Genomic DNA, 18,813 nt, shown 5'->3' with positions numbered 1-18,813 from the left:
CAATGGTGTTGAGATTCATTCTGAGGCGTTTGGCCTCCGGCGTGGTGCTGATCGTCGTCATCTCGACGATCGCCTTCGGCCTGCTCTACGTCGGCGGTGGCGACATCGCCCGCCGCATCCTCGGCCAGACCGCGACGGCCGAGACCGTCGCCCAGAAGACCGAGCAGCTGGGTCTCAACCGGCCCCTCTACGAACAGTTCGTCGACTGGGTGTCCCACGCCGTCGTGGGCGACTTCGGCACATCGTGGTTCACCGGCCAGGAGGTCATTCAGGCCATCTCCTCTCGGGTCGCCGTGACGCTCTCCCTCGTGATCGGCGCGACGCTCATCAGCGCTATCGTCGCCGTGCTGCTCGGTGTGTGGGCCGCGCGCCGGCGTGGCTGGCCGGACAGGCTCGTGCAGGTCATCTCCGTTCTCGGCTTCGCCATTCCCGGGTTCCTCATCGCCCTCGGTCTGGTCATCGTCTTCGCCATCAACCTCGGCTGGTTCAAGCCGACAGGCTTTGTGCAGTTCGCGACCTCGCCCTCTGGCTGGTTGTCGTCGATCACCCTTCCCGTCATCGCCCTGGCCATCGGCGGTATCGCCGGCGTGACCCAGCAGATCCGCGGATCGGTCATCGACGCCCTGCGCCAGGACTATGTGCGCACCCTCCGCAGTCGCGGGCTCTCGGCGAATCGCGTTATCTACAAGCACGTTCTGCGCAACGCAGGGGGACCTGCACTCGCCGTTCTCGCGGTGCAGTTCGTCGGTCTGCTCGGTGGGGCCGTGATCGTCGAGCAGGTCTTCGCCATTCCGGGCCTCGGCCAGGTGGCCGTCAGTGCCACCAACCAGGGCGACATTCCTCTCGTCATGGGTCTCGTCGTGGTCACGGCCATCATCGTCGTGGTCGTGAACCTCGTCATCGACATTCTGCAAGGCTTCCTCAACCCGAAGGTGCGACTCTCGTGACCTCCTCCATGCCCCTGCCCGATCCGCAGCTGACTCCCGCGCTCGAAGAACGCGCCGCCCGGGTGTCGCTCTTCCGCAAGCTGGTCAAGAACCCCGTGGGCCTCATCGCGCTCATCTTCCTCGGGCTGCTCGTGCTCTCCGCGATCTTCGCCCCGTTGCTCGCTCCGGCCGACCCGAACACCGCCTCGCTGCAGGAGGTTCTCGCTCCTCCTGGAGGCGAGCACCCGCTCGGCGCCGACTCGGCCGGACGCGACGTTCTCTCGAGGCTTCTCTTCGCCACACGGTTCTCGCTCGCCGGCGCCCTGTTGGCCCTCGCGGTCGCCGCGGTCATCGGAGTGGTCAGCGGGTTGATCGCCGGCTACTTCGGCAAGTGGTTCGACTCCGTCTCGTCGTGGTTCGCGGGCCTCCTCATGGCGCTCCCCGGCATCGTCGTGCTGCTCGCGGCCCGGGCCGTGCTTGGCCCGTCGATGTGGCTGTCGATGGCGATCTTCGGCGTGCTGCTGTCGCCCGCGTTCTTCCGGCTGGTCTACGCCTCGGTCTCGGCCGTGCGCAACGAGCTCTACGTCGACGCGGCGCGGGTCGCCGGTCTCTCGGATGCCCGGATCATCGCCCGCCACATCCTCACGGTCGTGCGCGCCCCCGTCATCATCCAGGCCGCCATGATCACGGGAATCGCGATCGCGATCCAGGCCGGACTCGACTTCCTCGGCCTCGGCGACACGACGGTGCCGAGCTGGGGGTCGATGCTCAACGACGCGTTCGCCAAGATCTACACGAACCCCGATCTGATGATCTGGCCTGCGTCGGCGATCGCCCTCACCTGCATCGCGCTGACGCTGCTCGCCAACGTCATGCGCGACGAGCTCGAGCGAACCGCCGGTCCGGTCAAGCGCCGCAAGAACCGCAACCGCGACACCGAGGCCCCCATCGTCAAGGCCGCCCACCTCTCCACCGTCGGCATGGCCACGATCTCCGAGGAGGAGCGCCGCCTGGCCCTCGAGCAGCCGACCGCCTCGGAGCCGCGAGAGATCGTGCACCCCGTGGTCGTGCATCCCGACCCCGAAGACGGAGGCCGGTCGTCGACCGGCAACCCGTTCGGCGAAGAGCTGCTCTCGGTCAGGAATCTCGCCGTCGGCTACGACCAGCCCGACGGGTCGATCAAGGTCGTGGTCAACGACGTGTCGTTGCGGGTGCGCCGCGGCGAGGTGCACGGACTCATCGGCGAGTCGGGCTCGGGCAAGACCCAGACCGCGTGGAGTGTGCTCCGCCTTCTGCCCGACGGAGGTCGTGTCATCGACGGGTCGATCTCGTTCGAAGGAAAGGACCTGGCCCACGCCACCGAGAACGAGATGACCAAGCTCCGCGGCGCGAAGATCGCGTACATTCCGCAGGAGCCCATGTCGAACCTCGACGCATCGTTCACGATCGGTTCGCAGCTCGTCGAACCGATGCGCGTGGTGCTCGGGCTCGGCAAGGCGGAGGCGACCAAGCGTGCCCTCGGACTGCTCGAGCGGGTCGGCATCCCGAACCCCCAGCGCACCTTCGACGCCTATCCGCACGAGGTCTCTGGCGGCATGGCCCAGCGGGTGCTGATCGCGGGCGCCATCTCGTGCGACCCCGATCTGCTCATCGCCGACGAGCCGACGACCGCCCTCGACGTGACGGTGCAGGCCGAGGTTCTGAGTCTGCTGCGCGAGCTGCAGGCGGAGCTGAACATGGGCGTGATCCTGGTGACCCACAACTTCGGCGTCGTCGCCGACCTGTGCGACAGGGTCTCTGTCATGCGCGCCGGTCGCATCGTCGAGACCGGGCCGGTGCGGTCGATCTTCGCCGCCCCCGAGCACGAATACACGAAAGCGCTCTTCGCGGCGATCCTCGAGGAGGGCGAGCCCCGCGGCGAGCTCGTCGCCGCACAGACTGAGAAGGAAGGCCTGCGATGAGCGAGCTGCTGCTCGATGTCAAAGACGTCGTGGTCGAATACCCGATCAAGGGATTCCGCAAGGCGCCCTTCACCGCCCTCAAGGGGGTCTCGCTCGACATCCGACCCGGCGAGACCGTCGGTCTCGTCGGCGAGTCGGGATCGGGCAAGACCACGCTCGGTCGCGCCGTGCTGGGACTCGCTCCGGTCACGGGCGGCTCCATCCTCTACAAGGGCGCCGACATCGCCCACCTCGGTCGTCGCGAGCGTCGCGCACTGTCGAGCGAGATCCAGGTGGTCTTCCAAGACCCCTACACCTCGCTCAATCCGTCTCTCACGATCGAGCAGATCCTGGTGGAGCCCCTGACGATCAAGAACATCCCCGCAAAGGAGGCATCGCGGCGAGTTCTGTCGCTGCTCGACCAGGTCGGCCTGCCGCAGTCGGCCGCCGACCGCCTGCCCCGGGAGTTCTCCGGCGGCCAGCGCCAGCGCATCGCGATCGCCCGAGCCCTCGCCCTGGAGCCGCGACTGATCGTCTGCGACGAGCCGGTGTCGGCGCTCGACCTGTCGACGCAGGCGCGGGTCATGGACCTCTTCAAAGAGATCCAGGAGCGCACCGGCGTGGCCTACCTCTTCGTCTCCCACGACCTCGCGGTGGTGCGCAACCTCAGCCACCGCGTGGCCGTGATGTACCACGGAGAGATCGTGGAGTGGGGTGACGGCGACCAGGTCACCGCTCGCCCGAATCACCCGTACACGCAGCGACTGTTCCTCGCCGCTCCGGTTCCCGACCCCGTGCGCCAAGAGCAGCGTCGTGCCGAGCGCGAGCGCCTTCTGACCGAACAGAGCCAGCAGGGCCAGCAGGCGGGAGCTCTGTGAGCATCCGTTTCGGAGCCGCTTACTATCACGAGTACCAGCCGAGCCCCCGGCTCGACGACGACCTCGACCTCATGCAGCAGGCCGGATTCACGGTCATCCGCGTGGGCGAGTCGGTCTGGTCGACGTGGGAGCCGGAGGACGGCGTCTTCGACCTCGACTGGCTGCAGCCCGTGCTCGACGGCGCCCACGCCCGCGGTATCGGCGTGATCCTCGGCACGCCGACGTACGCCGTGCCCATGTGGCTGGCCCGTAAGCATCCGGAGGTCGCTGCCGACGTGGCGACCGGCGTGCCGAATCGCTGGGGCAACCGGCAGGAGATGGACTTCACCAACCCGGCATTCCTGTTCCACGCCGAGCGCATCATCCGCAAGATCGTCACGCGCTATCGCGACCACCCCGCGATCATCGGCTATCAGGTCGACAACGAGCCGGGCATCCGACTGCTCTACAACCACGGCGTCTTCGAGGCGTTCAAGGACTCGTTGCGGCACAGCTATAGAGACGTCGAGACGCTGAACCGCGAGTGGGGCCTCGTCTACTGGTCGCACCGGCTCTCGACCTGGGACGACCTCTGGGTTCCCGACGGCAACTACCAGCCGCAGTACGACCTCGCGTGGCGGCGTTTCCAGGCGCAACTCGTAACCGATTTCATCGGCTGGCAGGCCGGCATCGTGCGAGAGATCGCCGACCCCGCGCACTTCGTGACCACCTGCATCTCGTACGACCAACTCGGGGTCGAAGACGTCGACCTCTCGGCCGAGCTCGACGTGGCCAGCGGCAATGCGTACTACGAGATGGAGTCGTCGCTGGCGCATCCGTCGACCGAGGAGCGCTCGACCGGCTGGATCGTCAAGGGCACCTGGGCGCTCTTCCACCTCGCCGACCTCATGTACTCGTCGAAGCAGGCCCGTTTTCTCGTGACCGAGACGAACGCGTCGTCGATCGGCCACTCGCCCATGAACTTCTCGCCCTACGACGGCCAGTGGCGCCAGGCCGCCTGGGCGCTCGTGGCCCGCGGCGCCGACATGATCGAGTACTGGCACTGGCACACGCTGCACTTCGGCACCGAGACCTACTGGGGCGGAATCCTGCCGCACAGCCAGAAACCCGGTCGCACCTACCGCGAGCTGGCCCTGCTCGGCGCCGAGTTCGGCCGCGCGGGCGAACTCATCTCCGACGGCACACCCGACGTCGACGTCGCCGTGCTCTACGACTCCGACAGCAAGTTCGCCCTGTCGTCGCAGGCCCCGTTTGCGGCGCCCGGCCAGTACCTGGATGCCGACGCGTACCGCAAGATCATGGCGTCGTTCGTGCGGGGCGCGTTCGACGCGGGTCTGCAGACCCGGCTCGTGCGCCCGCAGCAGCTCTTCCCCACACGGGCCGCGAATGGCGTCGAGCCGATCGCGGGCCGGGATGCCGCCGCGGTCGCGGCCGAGCTTCCCGTGCTCATCGTGCCCGCTTTCTTCACGGCGGCAGACGCCGAGCTCGACTGGCTGCGCGACTATGCCGAGGCCGGCGGCCACCTCGTTCTCGGGCCGCGCTCCGCGTACTCCGACCGAGAGGGCCGTGCCCGCCTCGAGCAGAAGCCCGCGCGGCTCGACGACGCAGCGGGCGCCTGGTACGACGAGCTCGCGAACCTGACCGAACCGCTCGAGGTGACCGCGGCATCCGATGCGCCCGACGGCATCGCCGGCCTCGCCCTGCGAGACGGCTCGGCGGCGACCGACTGGATCGACGGACTCACCCCCACCACGGCCGACGACCTCGTGTCGTATGTGCATCCGCATTTCGGCCGCTGGCCCGCCGTGACGACGAGAGCCCACGACCGGGGTCGCATCACGATGGTCGGCACCGTGCCCAACCAGCAGCTCGCGCACTCGATCGCCGAATGGCTCGTCGCCGAGCCCGTGGCCGCGTGGGGCGAACTGCCGCCCAGCGTCACCGTGACGAGTTCGACCGGGCCCGATGGGCGCCGCGTCTTCTTCGTGCACAACTGGTCGTGGCTCGAGCACTCGGTCGCGATTCCGCGCGAACTCGTCGATGTGCTGGATGCCGCGGGCCCGGTGCTCCCGTCGGGCTCGGCTCTCGAACTGGGCGCGTGGGACGTGCGCGTGCTCGCGACCGAATCTTTGACGCCTTCTGAAACACCCTCACTCAAGGAGACCCCATGACCCGCTCGCTCGATCTCGACGAGGCCGGAGAAGCCCGCCTGGCAGAGATCGTCGCGTCGCTGACCCTCGACGAGAAGGCCGGCCAGATGTTCCACGCCATGGCCTTCGTCGATGCCTCAGCCATTCCCGCCGAAGACGGGCAGCCGCTGCTTCCGGGCCCGGTGCACGACTTCGTGGTGAAGCACCACGTGACCCACATGAACCTGGTCAACGTGCTGCCGCCCGCCGAGCAGGCGCGCTGGTACAACGCGCTGCAGGTGCTCGCCCGGCAGACCGGGTCGGGCGTTCCCGTGACGGTGTCGAGCGACCCGCGCTCCGCCGCGACCGAGCGCGCCGGCGCCTCCCACGCTGCCGGAGACTTCTCGGCCTGGCCCGAGCGCACCGGACTCGCCGCGACCCGCGACCCCCAGCTCGCCCGCCGCTTCGGCGACGCGGTGCGGCAGGAGTTCCGGGCCGTGGGCATCCGGCTTCTGCTCGGCCCCCAGATCGACATCGCGACCGAGCCGCGCTGGTCGCGCATCAGCGGAACCTGGGGCGGCGATCCCGAGCTCACGAGCGAACTCGCCTCGGCGTTCATCAAGGCGGTGCAGACGCCCGAGCTCGGACCCGACTCCGTGGCCACGATGGTTAAGCACTTTCCCGGTGGAGGCCCCCAGAAAGACGGGGAGGACCCGCACTTCGCCCACGGCAGGGAGCAGGTCTACCCGGGCGGGCACCTCGCCGAGCACGTCGCGCCGTTTCCGCCCGCGCTCGCGGCCGGCGCCAACCAGGTCATGGCCTACTACGGCATGCCCGTGGGCACCGAGCTCGAAGAGGTGGCGTTCGCCTTCAACCGCCAGGTCATCACCGGAATGCTGCGCGAGGGGCTCGAGTTCGAGGGCATCATCTCGACCGACTGGGGCGTGCTGAACGACCACGAGATCATGGGGCAGATGTTCGTGGCGCGTGCGTGGGGCATCGAGCAGCTCGATCCGCCCGCCCGCACCCAGCGTGCGCTCGAGGCGGGCGTCGACCAGTTCGGCGGCGACTCGGAGAGCTCGCTCGTGGCCCAGCTCGTGCGCGACGGCCGCGTCAGCGAGGCGCGCATCGACTCGTCGGTGCGGCGCATCCTGCGCGAGAAGCTGCGACTCGGCCTGTTCGACGCCGAGCCGCTCGACCCGTCGACGGCTGCGGATGTCGTGGGCCGGGCCGATCTCGTGGCCGCGGGCCTCGAGGCCCAGCGTCGCTCGCTGACGCTGCTCACGAACGGCGACCCGGCGCATCCGACCCTGCCGCTGGCCAACGGGCTGCGCGTTTTCGCGCCCGACATCGACGACGCCGTGCTGTTCGCATACGCCGACGTGGCGAGCTCGGTCGGCGACGCCGACGTGGTGATCCTGCGCCTGTCGACCCCGCACGATCACCGGCAGACCACGATCTTCGAGAGCAACTTCCACTCGGGGCCGCTCGACTTCGCTCCCGACGAGCTGGCGCGCATCCGTGAAACGCTCGCGGGGCGGCCCACCGTCGTGGTGCAGAACCTCGAGCGCCCGGCGGTCATCCCCGAGATCGCGGCCGAGGCCGCAGCGGTGGTCGGCGACTTCGGATCGAGCGACCGCGCCGTGCTCGACGTGCTCTTCGGCAGGGCCGAGCCCGAGGGACGCCTGCCGTTCCAGCTGCCGCGCTCGATGAGCGACGTGCTCGCCGGCGACCTCGACCAGCCGCACCGCTTCGCCGACCCCCTCTTCGATTTCGGCCACGGCCTCAGCTACTCACACGCTCGACGCTCAACAGAAAGCAAATAAGTCATGACCGACCTCATCCAGGCCCCCGCCGACCCGCGACTACTCGAACTGCTGTCGAAGCTGACCCTCGAAGAGAAGGTGCTCGTGCTCACCGGGCACGACTTCTGGGCCACGTGGCCGCTCGAGAAGATCGGACTGCGCCGCATGCTCGTCTCCGACGGGCCGTCGGGTGTTCGCGGCGAAGTGTGGGACGAGCGCAGCCCGTCACTCAACCTGCCCTCGGCCACCGCGCTCGGCTCGTCATGGGATGCGGACATCGCCCGCCGCTACGGGAACGTCGCCGCCGTGGAGGCGCGTCGCAAGGGCGTCGACGTTGTGCTCGGCCCGACCATCAACCTGCACCGCTCCCCGCTCGGCGGCCGCCACTTCGAGGCGTTCAGCGAGGACCCGGTGCTCACCGCCGACCTGGCCGCCGCCTACGTCGTGGGCATGCAGGAGAACGGCGTGGGCGCGACGCCCAAGCACTACATCGCCAACGACTTCGAGACCGACCGCTTCACCGTCGACGTGCGCGTGGCCGAGCGCCCCCTGCGCGAGCTCTACCTGCTTGCCTTCGAGAAGGCCATCACCGAGGCGCACGCCTGGCTCGTCATGAGTTCGTACAACTCCGTCAACGGCGCCACGGTCACTGAGAACGACCTGCTCGAGACCCCGCTGAACTCGGAGTGGGGCTTCGACGGAGTGGTCATCAGCGACTGGACTGCGGTGCGCGACGTGAACAGTGCGCGCTTCTCCCAAGACCTGGTGATGCCCGGACCGGCCGGTCCCTGGGGCGACGCCCTCGTCGCCGCAGTTCGTGCCGGCGAGGTCGAGGAGTCGGCCGTCGACCGCAAGGTGCTGCGCCTGCTGGCCCTCGCCGCCCGGGTCGGAGCGCTCGAGGGATTCGACGCCCCCGTGCCCGAGCCGGTCGTCATCGAAGACGGGGTCGCCTTCGCGCGCACCGCCGAGGTCGAGGGCGCCGTTCTCGTGCGCAACGAGAACTCCGAGCTGCCGTGGAACGCCGCGTCGCTGACATCGGTCGCCGTGATCGGGCACAACGCCCGCTTCGCCCGCACCCAGGGCGGCGGAAGCGCCACGGTCCTTCCCGACAAGGTGGTCACTCCGCTCGACGGACTGCGCAGCGCGCTTCCCGACGTCGCGATCAGCTACTCCGTCGGCGCGGTCGTGCAGGAGGGCATCGCCGAGCTTCCGCTCGAGAGCATGACCAACCCGGCCACGGGCGAACCGGGCGCGCACGTGCGCTTCCTCGACGCATCCGGTGCCTCGATCTTCGACGAGGACCGCCGCGCGTCGGCGCTCGTCTGGTTCGGCGGCGACGCCCCGATCGCGCAGGCCTCGTCGCTCGAGTTCAGCACCCGCTACACGCCGGATGCGACGGGCGAGATTCTTCTCGGCTTCGCGGGCGCCGGCAACGGCCGGGTGATCGTGAACGGCGAACTGCTGCACGAGGAGAACGTGGTCACCGCGGGAACCGACCTCGGCGCGGCGTTCCTCTCGCCGCCCTCGAGCTCGGTCGCTGTACCGGTCGTCGAGGGCGAGCCGATCGACGTGACGATCGAGTACGACATCGAGCAGGGCGGTCCGCTGGCCGGCGCGCTGAGCATCACGATCGGCATCGAGCCGGATCGCTCGCACCCCGAGCAGCTCATCGCCGACGCCGTCGAGGCGGCCCGTTCGGCCGACGTCGCCGTGGTGGTCGTGGGAACGAACTCGCGCGTCGAGTCCGAGGGCTACGACCGCGAGTCGCTGGCTCTTCCGGGTCGGCAGGACGAGCTCGTGCGCGCCGTCGCCGCGGTCAACCCGCGCACCGTCGTGGTGGTCAACTCGGGATCGCCCGTGCTGCTGCCGTGGCGCAACGAGGTCGCGGCCGTTCTGCTCAGCTGGTTCGGAGGACAGGAGTACGGAGACGCGGTCGCCGACATCCTGCTCGGGCTCGCCGAGCCGGGCGGCCGCCTGCCCACGACCTGGCCGATCGAGCAGTCCGACGTGCCCGTGATCGACGTGACGCCCCAGAACGGCGTCGTGTCGTATGACGAGGGCATCCACATCGGCTACCGGGCCTGGCTGAAGGCCGGCACAGAGCCCGCCTACGAATTCGGCCACGGTCTCGGCTACACCACCTGGACAGTCGACGACCTCGCGCTCGACACCTCGTCGATCGCCGAGGGCGGCACCATCTCGGCCGCCGTGCGCGTCACGAACACGGGAACGCGTCTCGGCAAGCAGGTCGTGCAGCTCTACGCCTCGCGGGAGACCTCGGCGATCGATCGCCCGGTGCGCTGGCTCGTCGGCTTCGCCGCCGTGCGCGTCGAACCGGGCGAGAGTGCGTGGGTCACCATTCCGGTGTCGGCTCGCGCCTTCGCCGACTGGGGCGTGGATGCGCAGGGCGCCCCGGGCTGGCACTACGAGCCGGGCGTGTTCCGCCTGCACGCGGGCACCAGCGTCTCGGCGCTCGCCCGCTCGAAGTCGGTCGAGGTCACCGCGTGAGCGAGGGTGTCACAGCCGGCAGTGCCTGGCCCAACCCGCTCATCGCCGGCTTCTACCCCGACCCGAGCGTGCTGAAGGTCGGCGACGACTACTACCTGGTGAACTCGACCTTCGAGTACCTGCCCGGCATCCCCGTGTTCCACAGCCGCGACCTCGTCGAATGGACGCAGATCGGCCACGTCGTCTCGCGTGAGGGTCAGCTCGACTCGCACGCGGTGCCGACGCTGGGCGGGGCGTGGGCTCCCACCATCCGGCACCGCGACGGCGTCTTCTACGTCGTCGTGACGGATGCGATGGGTCGCGGAATGTTGATCTTCACGGCCACCGACCCGGCCGGCCCCTGGAGCGACGGCACGCTCGTCGACGGGGTGCACGGCATCGACTCCGACCTCGCCTGGGACTCGGACGGGCTCGCGTACATCACCTACTCGGGCCTCGACGTGACCAGCGGCAACCCTCCCGGCGAGCATGGCGGCATCCTGCAGGTGACCGTCGACCTCTCGACCGGCGCCGTGCTCTCTTGGCCCGTTCCGCTGTGGCAGGGATCCGGGCTCAAGTTCCCCGAAGCGCCCCACCTGTACCAGCACGGCGACTACTGGTACCTCGTGATCGCCGAGGGCGGCACCGAGCGCGGGCACGGCATCAGCGTGGCCCGTGGCACGCACCCGGCGGGGCCGTTCGAGCCGGGGCCGGGCAACCCCATCCTGTCGGCGCGCAGCACCTCGCGGCCCATCCAGAACACCGGCCACGGCGACCTCGTCGAGACCCCGGATGGCGGCTGGGCGATCGTGATGCTCGGCATGCGGCCCACCGGCATGACGCAGGCGTTCTCGGCGATGGGACGCGAGACCTTCATCACCGACGCGCGCTGGACGGCCGACGGGTGGCTCGAGGCCGACCCTGTTCTACTGAACCCGCGGGCGGGGCAGTTCGAGTTCTCGGATTCGTTCGAGGGAGCCTCGCTGGGGCTCGAGTGGATCGGCGTGCGGCGGTATCCGTCGTCGTTCGCGTCGCTGAGTGCTCGGCCGGGGCATGTCGTTCTGAGCGGCGACGGGTCGAGTCTCGACGATCTGAGGCCGGCGTTCCTCGGGTATCGGCAGCAGCATCCGCTCGCCTCGGTGTCGGTGCTGGTCGACCCCGGATCGGACGGTCTCGGCGGGCTGGGTGTTCGCTACGACGAGCTGCACCACTACGAGGTGGAGGTGTCTGCGGGACGGGTGACCGCGCGCGCGGCCGTGGCGGGCATCCGGCAGGAGTGGAGCGCCTCGATCGCACCGGAGTCGCCCGTGACGCTGCGCCTCGACTTCGTGGCGTCGGTCGGCGAGGGCTTCCTGCCGAACCTCACGAGCGATGTCGTCGTGTTGAGCGCCGAAACCGCCGAGGGCGAGCAGCACGAGCTGGCACGCGTCGACGGCCGCTACCTCTCGCAGGAGACCGCCGCCTCGTTCACGGGCCGCGTCATAGGCCTCTACGCCACCTCCGGAGACGTGGCCTTCACGGCCTTCCACTACACGGGCCGCGACTGACCCGCTCTGCGCTGGCGAACTGACGCGAAGTGCTCTGGGGTGCTGGCGAACTCACGCGAAGTGCTCTTTTTCTGTCGAAATAGAGCAGTTTGCGTCAGTTCGGTGCCCTCCGTCGGCCGGAAGGCAGCACTTCAGGTCAGCTCGCGGTGGTCGAACCAGCTGAACGAGACTCGTTCAGGGCGGTCAGGTACTGCTCTACGCGGGCGACGTTGTGCGGGGGCATCATGATGAGCGACTTCCCCAGAGGGCTGCCACTCTTCCAGCGGCCGTCCTTCGTCCAGCCCAGGCCGATGAAGTAGCCGAGCTCCGCGAAGAGCGCCTCGAGTCCGTCGCGCGCCTCGGTGTCGCCGACGATCCGAGACAGGGGAGTCTCCATCGTCAGCGGCTCGACCTCGGCGGCGGCGACGAGCGCGGACACGTCGACCATGAACTCGTGCCGCCCCGATCCGACCTCGATCGCATCGGCAGAAGACGCACCCGGTAGCGTGACGCGCGCGGTGGCGTTCGGCGGAACCACCGCGACGAGCGAGAACGACCCGCCCTCGAGCATCCACGACACGTCGACGAGACCGAAGCTGGTGTCGAGGTTCGCGTGCGCACTGGTGAGCCCGCCCCCGAGTACAGGCGCGATCTCGACGACCGAGTACCCCGCGGCGCCGGGAGCGATTCCGCCGATCGAGCGCTGCATCCAGTCCGCGACCGCTCCGAGCGCATAGTGGTTGAACGAGGTCATCTCCCCGGGGTTGATGCTGCCGTCGGGCAGCATGCTGTCCCAGCGCTCCCAGATCGTGGTCGCGCCCATGGTGATCGGGTACAGCCACGACGGGCAGCCCTCTTCGAGCAGCAGCCTGAACGCCACGTCGCTCTGCCCGCCGCGAACGAGCGCGTCGCAGATCAGGGGAGTGCCCACGAATCCGGTGCCGATGCGATAGCCGTGCGAGCGCACCAGCTCCGCGAGTCGCGCCCCGGCCGTGGCCAGCGCCTGCGGCTCGGTGATCAGCTCGAAGCCGATCGCGATCGCGTACGCGGTGTGCGCATCCGACATCACGCGCCCGGCGGGCGTCACATACTCGGCGAGAAAGGCCGATCGGATGCCCTCGGCCAGCTCGCCGTATCGGCTCGCGTCGGCCGCATGGCCGAGCACGCGGGCGGCCTCCGCGGTGCGGGCCGTCGAGCGGTAGAAGTAGGCGGTGGCCACGATGTCCGGATCGGTCTTCGCCTTCGCCGGGTTCTCTGGCGGCGCGCTCGGGTCGAGCCAGTCCCCGAACTGGAACCCGCCCGTCCACAGGTGGTCGTCGCCGGCCAACGCATCCACCACGTCGACCCACCGGGTCATGCTCTCGTACTGTGCGGCCAACGCGGCCCGGTCTGCGAAACGCTCGAAGAGGGCATCCGGAACCAGCGTCGCGGCATCGCCCCACGCGGCTGCCGGCATGGGCGGCATCGGCAGGGGACTCGGCACGACGAAGGGCACGACGCCCGCCGCCTTGCGCTGCTCGGCCTCGAGGTCGCGCAGCCACGAGCCGAGGAACCCGCTCGTGTCGTAGAGGTAGCTCGCGGTGGGCGCGAAGACCTGGATGTCGCCGGTCCAGCCGAGGCGTTCGTCGCGCTGGGGGCAGTCGGTCGGCAGGCTCAGGAAGTTGCCGCGCATGCCCCAGAGCACGTTCGAGTGCAGCTGGTCGAGCATCGGATTGCTCGTCTCGAGGTAGCCGGTGCGCACCATGTCGTTGTGCACGACCACGGCCGAGACGTCGTCGAGCGTGAGCTCGCCCGGCCAGTTCGTGATCTCGGCGTAGCGGAACCCGTGGAACGTGAAGCGCGGGCTCCAGGTGCGCTCGCCGCCCCCGTCGCCCGTGAACGTGTCGGTCGCCTTCGCGAATCGCAGCGGCCGGATGCCCAGCTCGCCGTCTTCGAGCACCTCGGCGTGGCGCAGGGTCACTTCGTGCCCGGCCGGCGCATCGATGCGCAGCTCGAGCCAGCCCACGAGGTTCTGGCCGAAGTCGACGAGGGTCTTGCCCGACGGCGAGGTGAAGATGCGCTGCGCGGGCACGGTCTGGATGCGACGCACCGGCGGCGCGAACGACGGCACGAGCCGCGCGGGGTCGGCTTCGTCGGTGCTCAGCTCGTGGGCGCGGGCCGGCTCGGGGAACGCGGCGCCGACGGCGAGGAGCGCACTGTCGTCGAGGCGGGCGTCGAACACCTCGCCGGGGTAGATGCCGGCGCTGACGACGGGCCCGGCGGCGGTGCCCTGCCAGCTGTCGTCGGTCACGACGCGCTCGACGGTGCCGTCTTCGTAGCTCACGACGAGCTGGGCCGAGAGGGCGACGGGGCCAGGGTAGAAGGTGGCGAAGTTGCCGTCGAAGCCGAAGCGCTCGCGGTACCAGCCCTCGGCCACGGTGGCGCCGAGCACGACGGCTTCACCCGCGGCGAGGCGGTCGGCCACGTCGTAGCTCTGGAAGGTGAGGCGGTCGTCGTAGACGGTCCAGCCGGGGGTGAGCACCTCGTCGCCCACGACCGAACCCGCGAGGGTGAGCTCGTAGATGCCATGGGCGGTGGCGGAGAGCACCGCGGAGATGACGTCGTCGCGCGGCGTGAACTCGGTGCGGAAGCGTACGGTTCCGCGGTCGCTCGTCTCTGCATCGACGGCGATGAAGGGGGCGACCCAGTCGTCGGCAGTGAGCGGGCCGGTGCGGAGAAGGTGCCAGTCGCCGAACTCCGACTCCGAGCCGTCTTCGCCATGGACGCGCACGCGCACCTCGGCGGAGTCGTAGGCGGCGAGCGGCGCGAACGGCCAGGCGACGTGCTGCGACTCGCGCCCGTCGACGGTGAACGACTCCGTGCTGCCTGCATTCGAACCCCCGGCATTCGAGCTCTCGGCATGCGAGCCGCGCTGCGAGCCGCGGCGCACCTCGATGTCGGCCGACGCCTGCAGCCAGCCCGGCGCATCCGTGGTCACCTGCCACGAGAGCGACGGGATGCCCGTGGCCAGGAACTCGGGTCGGCCACGGCCCTCGGCCCAGAGCTTCGAGACGGTGACAGTGGCGTCAGATGGTGACTGGGACATGGACTCTCCGTTGAGACGTGGGACGCGCGGCGAATGAACCGATTCAAAAACCTTACAGTCGTTCGGTTTTTACCGCTAGTGGGCGGGGCGGGGTGGTCTCGATACGCTCGTTCCTCGCTACTCGACCGGCGCTGGGCGTCAGCTCCAGGGGCGGGCGGCGCGCGCCTCCCAGTATTGTTCGGCCGGCTCGGCCAGTGCCGCGAGGCGCTCCTCGTCGAGTGACGGCGCGCGCGCCTCGAGGTTCTGCTTGAGCTGCTTGCGGGTCACCGCTCCGGTCAGCACGATGTCGGCCCACGGATGCGCCACGGCCGCGCCGATGGCCAGTCCGTCGACGCGCTGGCCGTCTTCGGCGGCGAGGGCAGCGGCGGCCGCGACCGCGGCATCCGGAACCGCCTCGCCGGCCGCGCCCGGAACCGACTCGTCGGCAGCGCCCGGAACAGACCCGCCGGCAGCACCCGCACCCGCGGCCCGCGATGTCAGCCGCCCATTGGCCAGCACCTCCTTCACCACGACGAGCCACTTGGCATCGTTCGCTGCGGCGAGCGCCTCGCCCACCGAGGGCTCGAGCAGGTTCCAGGTGGACTGCACGGCAGAGAACGGGGAGTCGGCGAGGCCGAGCGCGCGCTCGATCACGGCGGCCTGCGCCGGCCCGCTCGTCGAGAAGCCCACGCGCACCCCGCTCTCGCGCAGCGCGCGCAGCCGGTCGAGCAGCGCGCCGTCGTCGAGGGCCGTGCTGTCGGAGGTCAGGGAGTGAACGAGGTACACGTCGGGTTCGGTGCCGAGCGCCTCGAGCGTCTCGGCCCACTGGCGGTCGAACATGGCGAGGGAGTGCTCCTTGCGCTCCTGCTGCGCCGCGTCGAGCCGCCAGTCGCCGGTGTACTCGTAGCCCCACTTCGATCCGATGGTCAGCTCGTCGCGATACCCCGGATGCGCGGCGAGCCACGATCCGAGGAACTCCTCGGCGCGTCCGTACGAGCGCGCCGCGTCGACGTAGCGGATGCCCAGCCACCACGCGGCATCCAGAAGCTTGTGCGCCCGCTCGCGCATCGCATCCACGCTGCGATCGGCGCCCTCGCCCAGGTCCTTCGCGCGCCCGGCGGTGATGTACGCGGGGCGACCGATGGCGGCGAGTCCCAGCCCCAGGCGCGACGCGATGCTGTCTTCGATCTCGATGTCATCCACGATTCGAGCGTACGCGGATCGGGCGGGCGCATCGGCGCCAACTCGGTGCATCCGCTGCCAGACGGCCGGGCGCGGATGGGCCGAACGGGCGCCGATTCTCAGCCGCGGCGGCCGAGGTGCTCGCGGGTCAGGGCGTCCATCTCGTCGTCGCTCAGCACATCCATCTTCTTCGCATCTCTGCGGTCGAGGCGCGACCAGCGCACGAAGAGCAGGATCAGAATCGGAACGTCGGCGATCTCGGCGATGAACCAGAGCAGGTCGCCCGCGAGGTGCTGATCGTGCACCGGGTTCGGCCACCAACCGGGCACGAGTTGTGATGCGACGGCGCCGACTCCGCTCGCGACGCCCGGGCCGACGCCATCCAGCACGCCGTCGTTCAACCGCATCAGCACGCCGGGAATGGCGTCGAGAACCAGCTCGACGAACGCCAGCAAGAACTCGGCTGTAATGAACAGGGTGCTGCGCGCCGCCGAGTTCTCGACCAGGGGCAGGGCGAACAGCAGCCCGATGGCCGGCACCAGCAAGCCGATGACTGGCTCCGCGACGGAGCTCAGCCTGAGCGCGCCGGCGAGTGGGGTGAGGAAGACGCAGAAGGCGAGCGCGGCGAACAGAGTGGCGAATGCCGCGTTGCCGGTGACGCGCACGATCCACGACGACAGCACACGTTCGAGCCGTGCGGAACCGCATGGCCCGAGGGAGCGTCTGGCGAGTTCGACGGGGCGGCCCAGCACCATCAGCGCGGGAACCACGAAGAGCAGTAGCGCGATGCGCGTGGTGAACGCGAGTCTCAGCTCTCCGCTGTAGGTGCCGAGAAAGCCGAACGAGACCACGGCCCACGAGCCGAGCCCGGCGACGATGAAGAGCACGGTTCGCGACGCCGGCCAGCGGCCGCCACGAGACCGGATGCGCCGCACGCCGATCGCATACAGCGCGGCGCTGGCGAGTATCGCCGTGAGTGCGGTCGGGTCGAGCGACCACGAGCCGAGGAGGGTGTCGAGGGGAGGCGTCAGCGTGCCTTTCGCGAAGGGTCGAACGTCACGGATGCTACTCCTCGCGGCTGGGCCACCCTTCGGCTGGGGGGCCAACCACCCGCAACTCACGAGCATGCCGAGGAAGTGCGCCTTGCGTTCCTGCTGCGGGCGGCCGATGGCGGCGAGTCCCAGCCCCAGGCGCGACGCGATGCTGTCTTCGATCTCGATGTCATTCACCGTTCGAGCGCACGCGGATGTGTTGACACACACCCAAACACCACATAGTGTTCTTGCTTGTATACAGGTTCGGATACAAGGTCGATGCAGACCCCGGACCGTGACACGAACCGTCCACACGACACAAAGGAGTCTCCGTGGGGAACCATGATCTGGGCAGCAGCGTCGACACCACACTCGTCAGCGGCTCCTCGTTTCTGCGGGGCCACGTGCTGCGCGAACTCCAGATGGCCATCGGCGCCGAGCACGTGTCGATCGATCAGGCCGAGACGCAGGAGCAGGCCGCCGACTGGTCGTGGATGAGCAAGTACCTGCAGTATCGCGATCTCGCGGTGCCCGCCGCCGACTTCGTGGTGCGCCCGGGAACGACGGCCGACGTGCAGGCCGTCGTACGACTCGCATCCGACTACCGCATCCCCGTGGTCCCGCGCGGCGGCGGCTCCGGCACCCAGGGCGGCACCTTCGCACCCTACGGCGGAATAGCCGTCGACCTCACCCGCCTGAACAAGATCGTCGAGATCGACGAGGAGAGCCTGGTCGTGACGACGGGTGCGGGAATCGACGGCCCGACGCTCGAGGCGGCCCTCAACGAGAAGGGCCTCACGCTCGCGCACTACCCCGGCAGCTACCACCTCGGCGCCACGATCGGCGGCTTCATAGCCGCCCGAGGCTCGGGGGTCGTGAGCACCAAGTACGGCAAGGCCGAAGACCAGGTGCTGCAGGTCGAGGCCGTCGTCGCGCCCGGCACGGTCGTCAAGACGCTGAACGTCCCGAGCCACGCCGCGGGCTCCGACCTGCTGCAGACCTTCGTCGGCAGCGAGGGCACCCTCGGCGTGATCACCGAGGCCAGCCTCCGCATCGACCCGCTGCCCGAGGCCCGCGGGTTCCTCTCGTTCAGCTTCCCCGACATCTTCGCGGGCATGGATGCCGGTCGCCGCATCATGACCGCCAGGTTGCGTCCCGCGGTCATCCGGCTCTACGACGAGGCCGACTCGAAGAAGCTCAAGGACTGGGTCGGCACCCCGTTCACCGGCACCCTCATGGTGATCATGTGCGACGGCGACCAGGAGCTCGTCGACTACGAGCTGCGCGCCATCACCGCACAGGCGGAGAAGGCCGGCGGCACCTCGCTCGGCCCCGATGTCGGGCGCATCTGGTGGGACGGAAAGTACGAGCCCTACGCGAAGGGCAAACTGCCCCAGCCTCCTCTGCTCTACGGAACATTCGACACCGTCGCCCGCTTCAGTGACCTGCCCGCGATCTACCGGGCCAAGAAAACGGCGATCGAAGCGCAGTTCGCCGACTACGGCGCCCGCTACACGGCCCACCTCTCGCACTGGTACGACTGGGGCGCCATGATCTACGACCGGTTCTACGTCGACGAGCCGCCCACCGACCCGGCCGAGGCCATGGCGCTGCACGACAGGCTGTGGGATGTTGGAATCCGTGAGGGAATCTCAGCGGGGGGCGTGCTCAATGATCACCACGGCGTGGGAATGAAGCTCGGTCGATTCATGCGTCTCCAGCACGGCACCGGCTTCGAGCTCATGCGTGCACTCAAAGACGCGTGGGATCCCGACGGAATCATGAATCCCGGCAAACTCGGCTTCGGGCCGCCCCGCAACTCCCGCTGGTAGCCGGCCCCCG

At 69.3% G+C, this 18,813-nt stretch carries 11 protein-coding genes; 8 read left to right on the top strand and 3 right to left on the bottom strand.

Going from position 1 to position 18,813, the window contains the following annotated elements; translation table 11 throughout:
- Nucleotides 1–2: 2 nt before the first annotated feature.
- Genes ASF06_RS03545 through ASF06_RS03515 form a run of 7 tightly spaced genes read left to right on the top strand, consistent with a single transcriptional unit; the run spans nt 3 to nt 11,712 of the window.
- A complete protein-coding gene (locus ASF06_RS03545; protein WP_235497123.1) occupies nt 3–947 on the top strand; it encodes an ABC transporter permease in 945 nt (314 codons plus the stop codon).
- Nucleotides 944–2,887, top strand: a complete 1,944-nt coding sequence (locus ASF06_RS03540) for a dipeptide/oligopeptide/nickel ABC transporter permease/ATP-binding protein (RefSeq protein ID WP_235500878.1) — start codon at nt 944–946, stop codon at nt 2,885–2,887. The genes ASF06_RS03545 and ASF06_RS03540 overlap by 4 nt, the downstream gene beginning before the upstream one ends.
- Nucleotides 2,884–3,744 carry an ATP-binding cassette domain-containing protein gene (locus ASF06_RS03535; RefSeq protein WP_055943360.1) on the top strand — a complete coding sequence of 287 codons (861 nt, stop codon included), beginning with the start codon at nt 2,884–2,886 and terminating at the stop codon, nt 3,742–3,744. Before ASF06_RS03540 ends, ASF06_RS03535 begins: the two co-directional genes overlap by 4 nt.
- Nucleotides 3,741–5,915 (top strand): beta-galactosidase, encoded by a 2,175-nt coding sequence (locus tag ASF06_RS03530; RefSeq protein WP_235500877.1) that lies wholly within the window; start codon nt 3,741–3,743, stop codon nt 5,913–5,915. Before ASF06_RS03535 ends, ASF06_RS03530 begins: the two co-directional genes overlap by 4 nt.
- Nucleotides 5,912–7,699 carry a glycoside hydrolase family 3 protein gene (locus tag ASF06_RS03525; RefSeq protein WP_055943357.1) on the top strand — a complete coding sequence of 596 codons (1,788 nt, stop codon included), beginning with the start codon at nt 5,912–5,914 and terminating at the stop codon, nt 7,697–7,699. Before ASF06_RS03530 ends, ASF06_RS03525 begins: the two co-directional genes overlap by 4 nt.
- Nucleotides 7,700–7,702: 3 nt before the next feature.
- Nucleotides 7,703–10,186 carry a beta-glucosidase family protein gene (locus ASF06_RS03520; RefSeq protein WP_055943354.1) on the top strand — a complete coding sequence of 828 codons (2,484 nt, stop codon included), beginning with the start codon at nt 7,703–7,705 and terminating at the stop codon, nt 10,184–10,186.
- Nucleotides 10,183–11,712 (top strand): glycoside hydrolase family 43 protein, encoded by a 1,530-nt coding sequence (locus ASF06_RS03515; protein ID WP_055943352.1) that lies wholly within the window; start codon nt 10,183–10,185, stop codon nt 11,710–11,712. Before ASF06_RS03520 ends, ASF06_RS03515 begins: the two co-directional genes overlap by 4 nt.
- Nucleotides 11,713–11,848: 136 nt before the next feature.
- Here the strand turns inward: ASF06_RS03515 and ASF06_RS03510 are convergent, their stop codons facing one another.
- From ASF06_RS03510 to ASF06_RS03500, 3 genes are all read right to left on the bottom strand, one after another.
- The gene (locus ASF06_RS03510; protein WP_082500673.1) at nt 11,849–14,776 is read right to left on the bottom strand and encodes an alpha-L-rhamnosidase; all 2,928 of its coding nucleotides are present in this window, start codon (nt 14,774–14,776) and stop codon (nt 11,849–11,851) included.
- Between the two features lie 138 nt (nt 14,777–14,914).
- Nucleotides 14,915–15,958, bottom strand: a complete 1,044-nt coding sequence (locus tag ASF06_RS03505) for an aldo/keto reductase (RefSeq protein WP_235500876.1) — start codon at nt 15,956–15,958, stop codon at nt 14,915–14,917.
- A 98-nt stretch (nt 15,959–16,056) separates the two neighbouring features.
- Nucleotides 16,057–17,166, bottom strand: coding sequence for a cytochrome c oxidase assembly protein (locus ASF06_RS03500; protein WP_235500875.1), 1,110 nt, complete (start codon nt 17,164–17,166; stop codon nt 16,057–16,059).
- A gap of 137 nt (nt 17,167–17,303) precedes the next feature.
- Between ASF06_RS03500 and ASF06_RS03495 the strand changes: the two genes are divergently transcribed.
- Nucleotides 17,304–18,803 (top strand): FAD-binding oxidoreductase, encoded by a 1,500-nt coding sequence (locus tag ASF06_RS03495; RefSeq protein WP_055943348.1) that lies wholly within the window; start codon nt 17,304–17,306, stop codon nt 18,801–18,803.
- The last annotated feature ends 10 nt before the right edge of the window (nt 18,804–18,813 follow it).

This window comes from Agreia sp. Leaf244 (assembly GCF_001422695.1).
GTDB lineage: Bacteria > Actinomycetota > Actinomycetes > Actinomycetales > Microbacteriaceae > Agreia.
Note: the sequence above shows the minus strand (reverse complement) of the source record. Positions and strands in the feature narration are given on the sequence as shown.

What these genes read in the sequence shown, in the direction of transcription:
- ASF06_RS03520 (WP_055943354.1), top strand. Translation starts at nt 7,703, where the DNA reads ATGACCGACCTCATCCAGGCCCCCGCCGACCCGCGACTACTCGAACTG.
- ASF06_RS03535 (WP_055943360.1), top strand. Translation starts at nt 2,884, where the DNA reads ATGAGCGAGCTGCTGCTCGATGTCAAAGACGTCGTGGTCGAATACCCG.
- ASF06_RS03525 (WP_055943357.1), top strand. Translation starts at nt 5,912, where the DNA reads ATGACCCGCTCGCTCGATCTCGACGAGGCCGGAGAAGCCCGCCTGGCA.
- ASF06_RS03510 (WP_082500673.1), bottom strand. Translation starts at nt 14,776, where the DNA reads ATGTCCCAGTCACCATCTGACGCCACTGTCACCGTCTCGAAGCTCTGG.
- ASF06_RS03545 (WP_235497123.1), top strand. Translation starts at nt 3, where the DNA reads ATGGTGTTGAGATTCATTCTGAGGCGTTTGGCCTCCGGCGTGGTGCTG.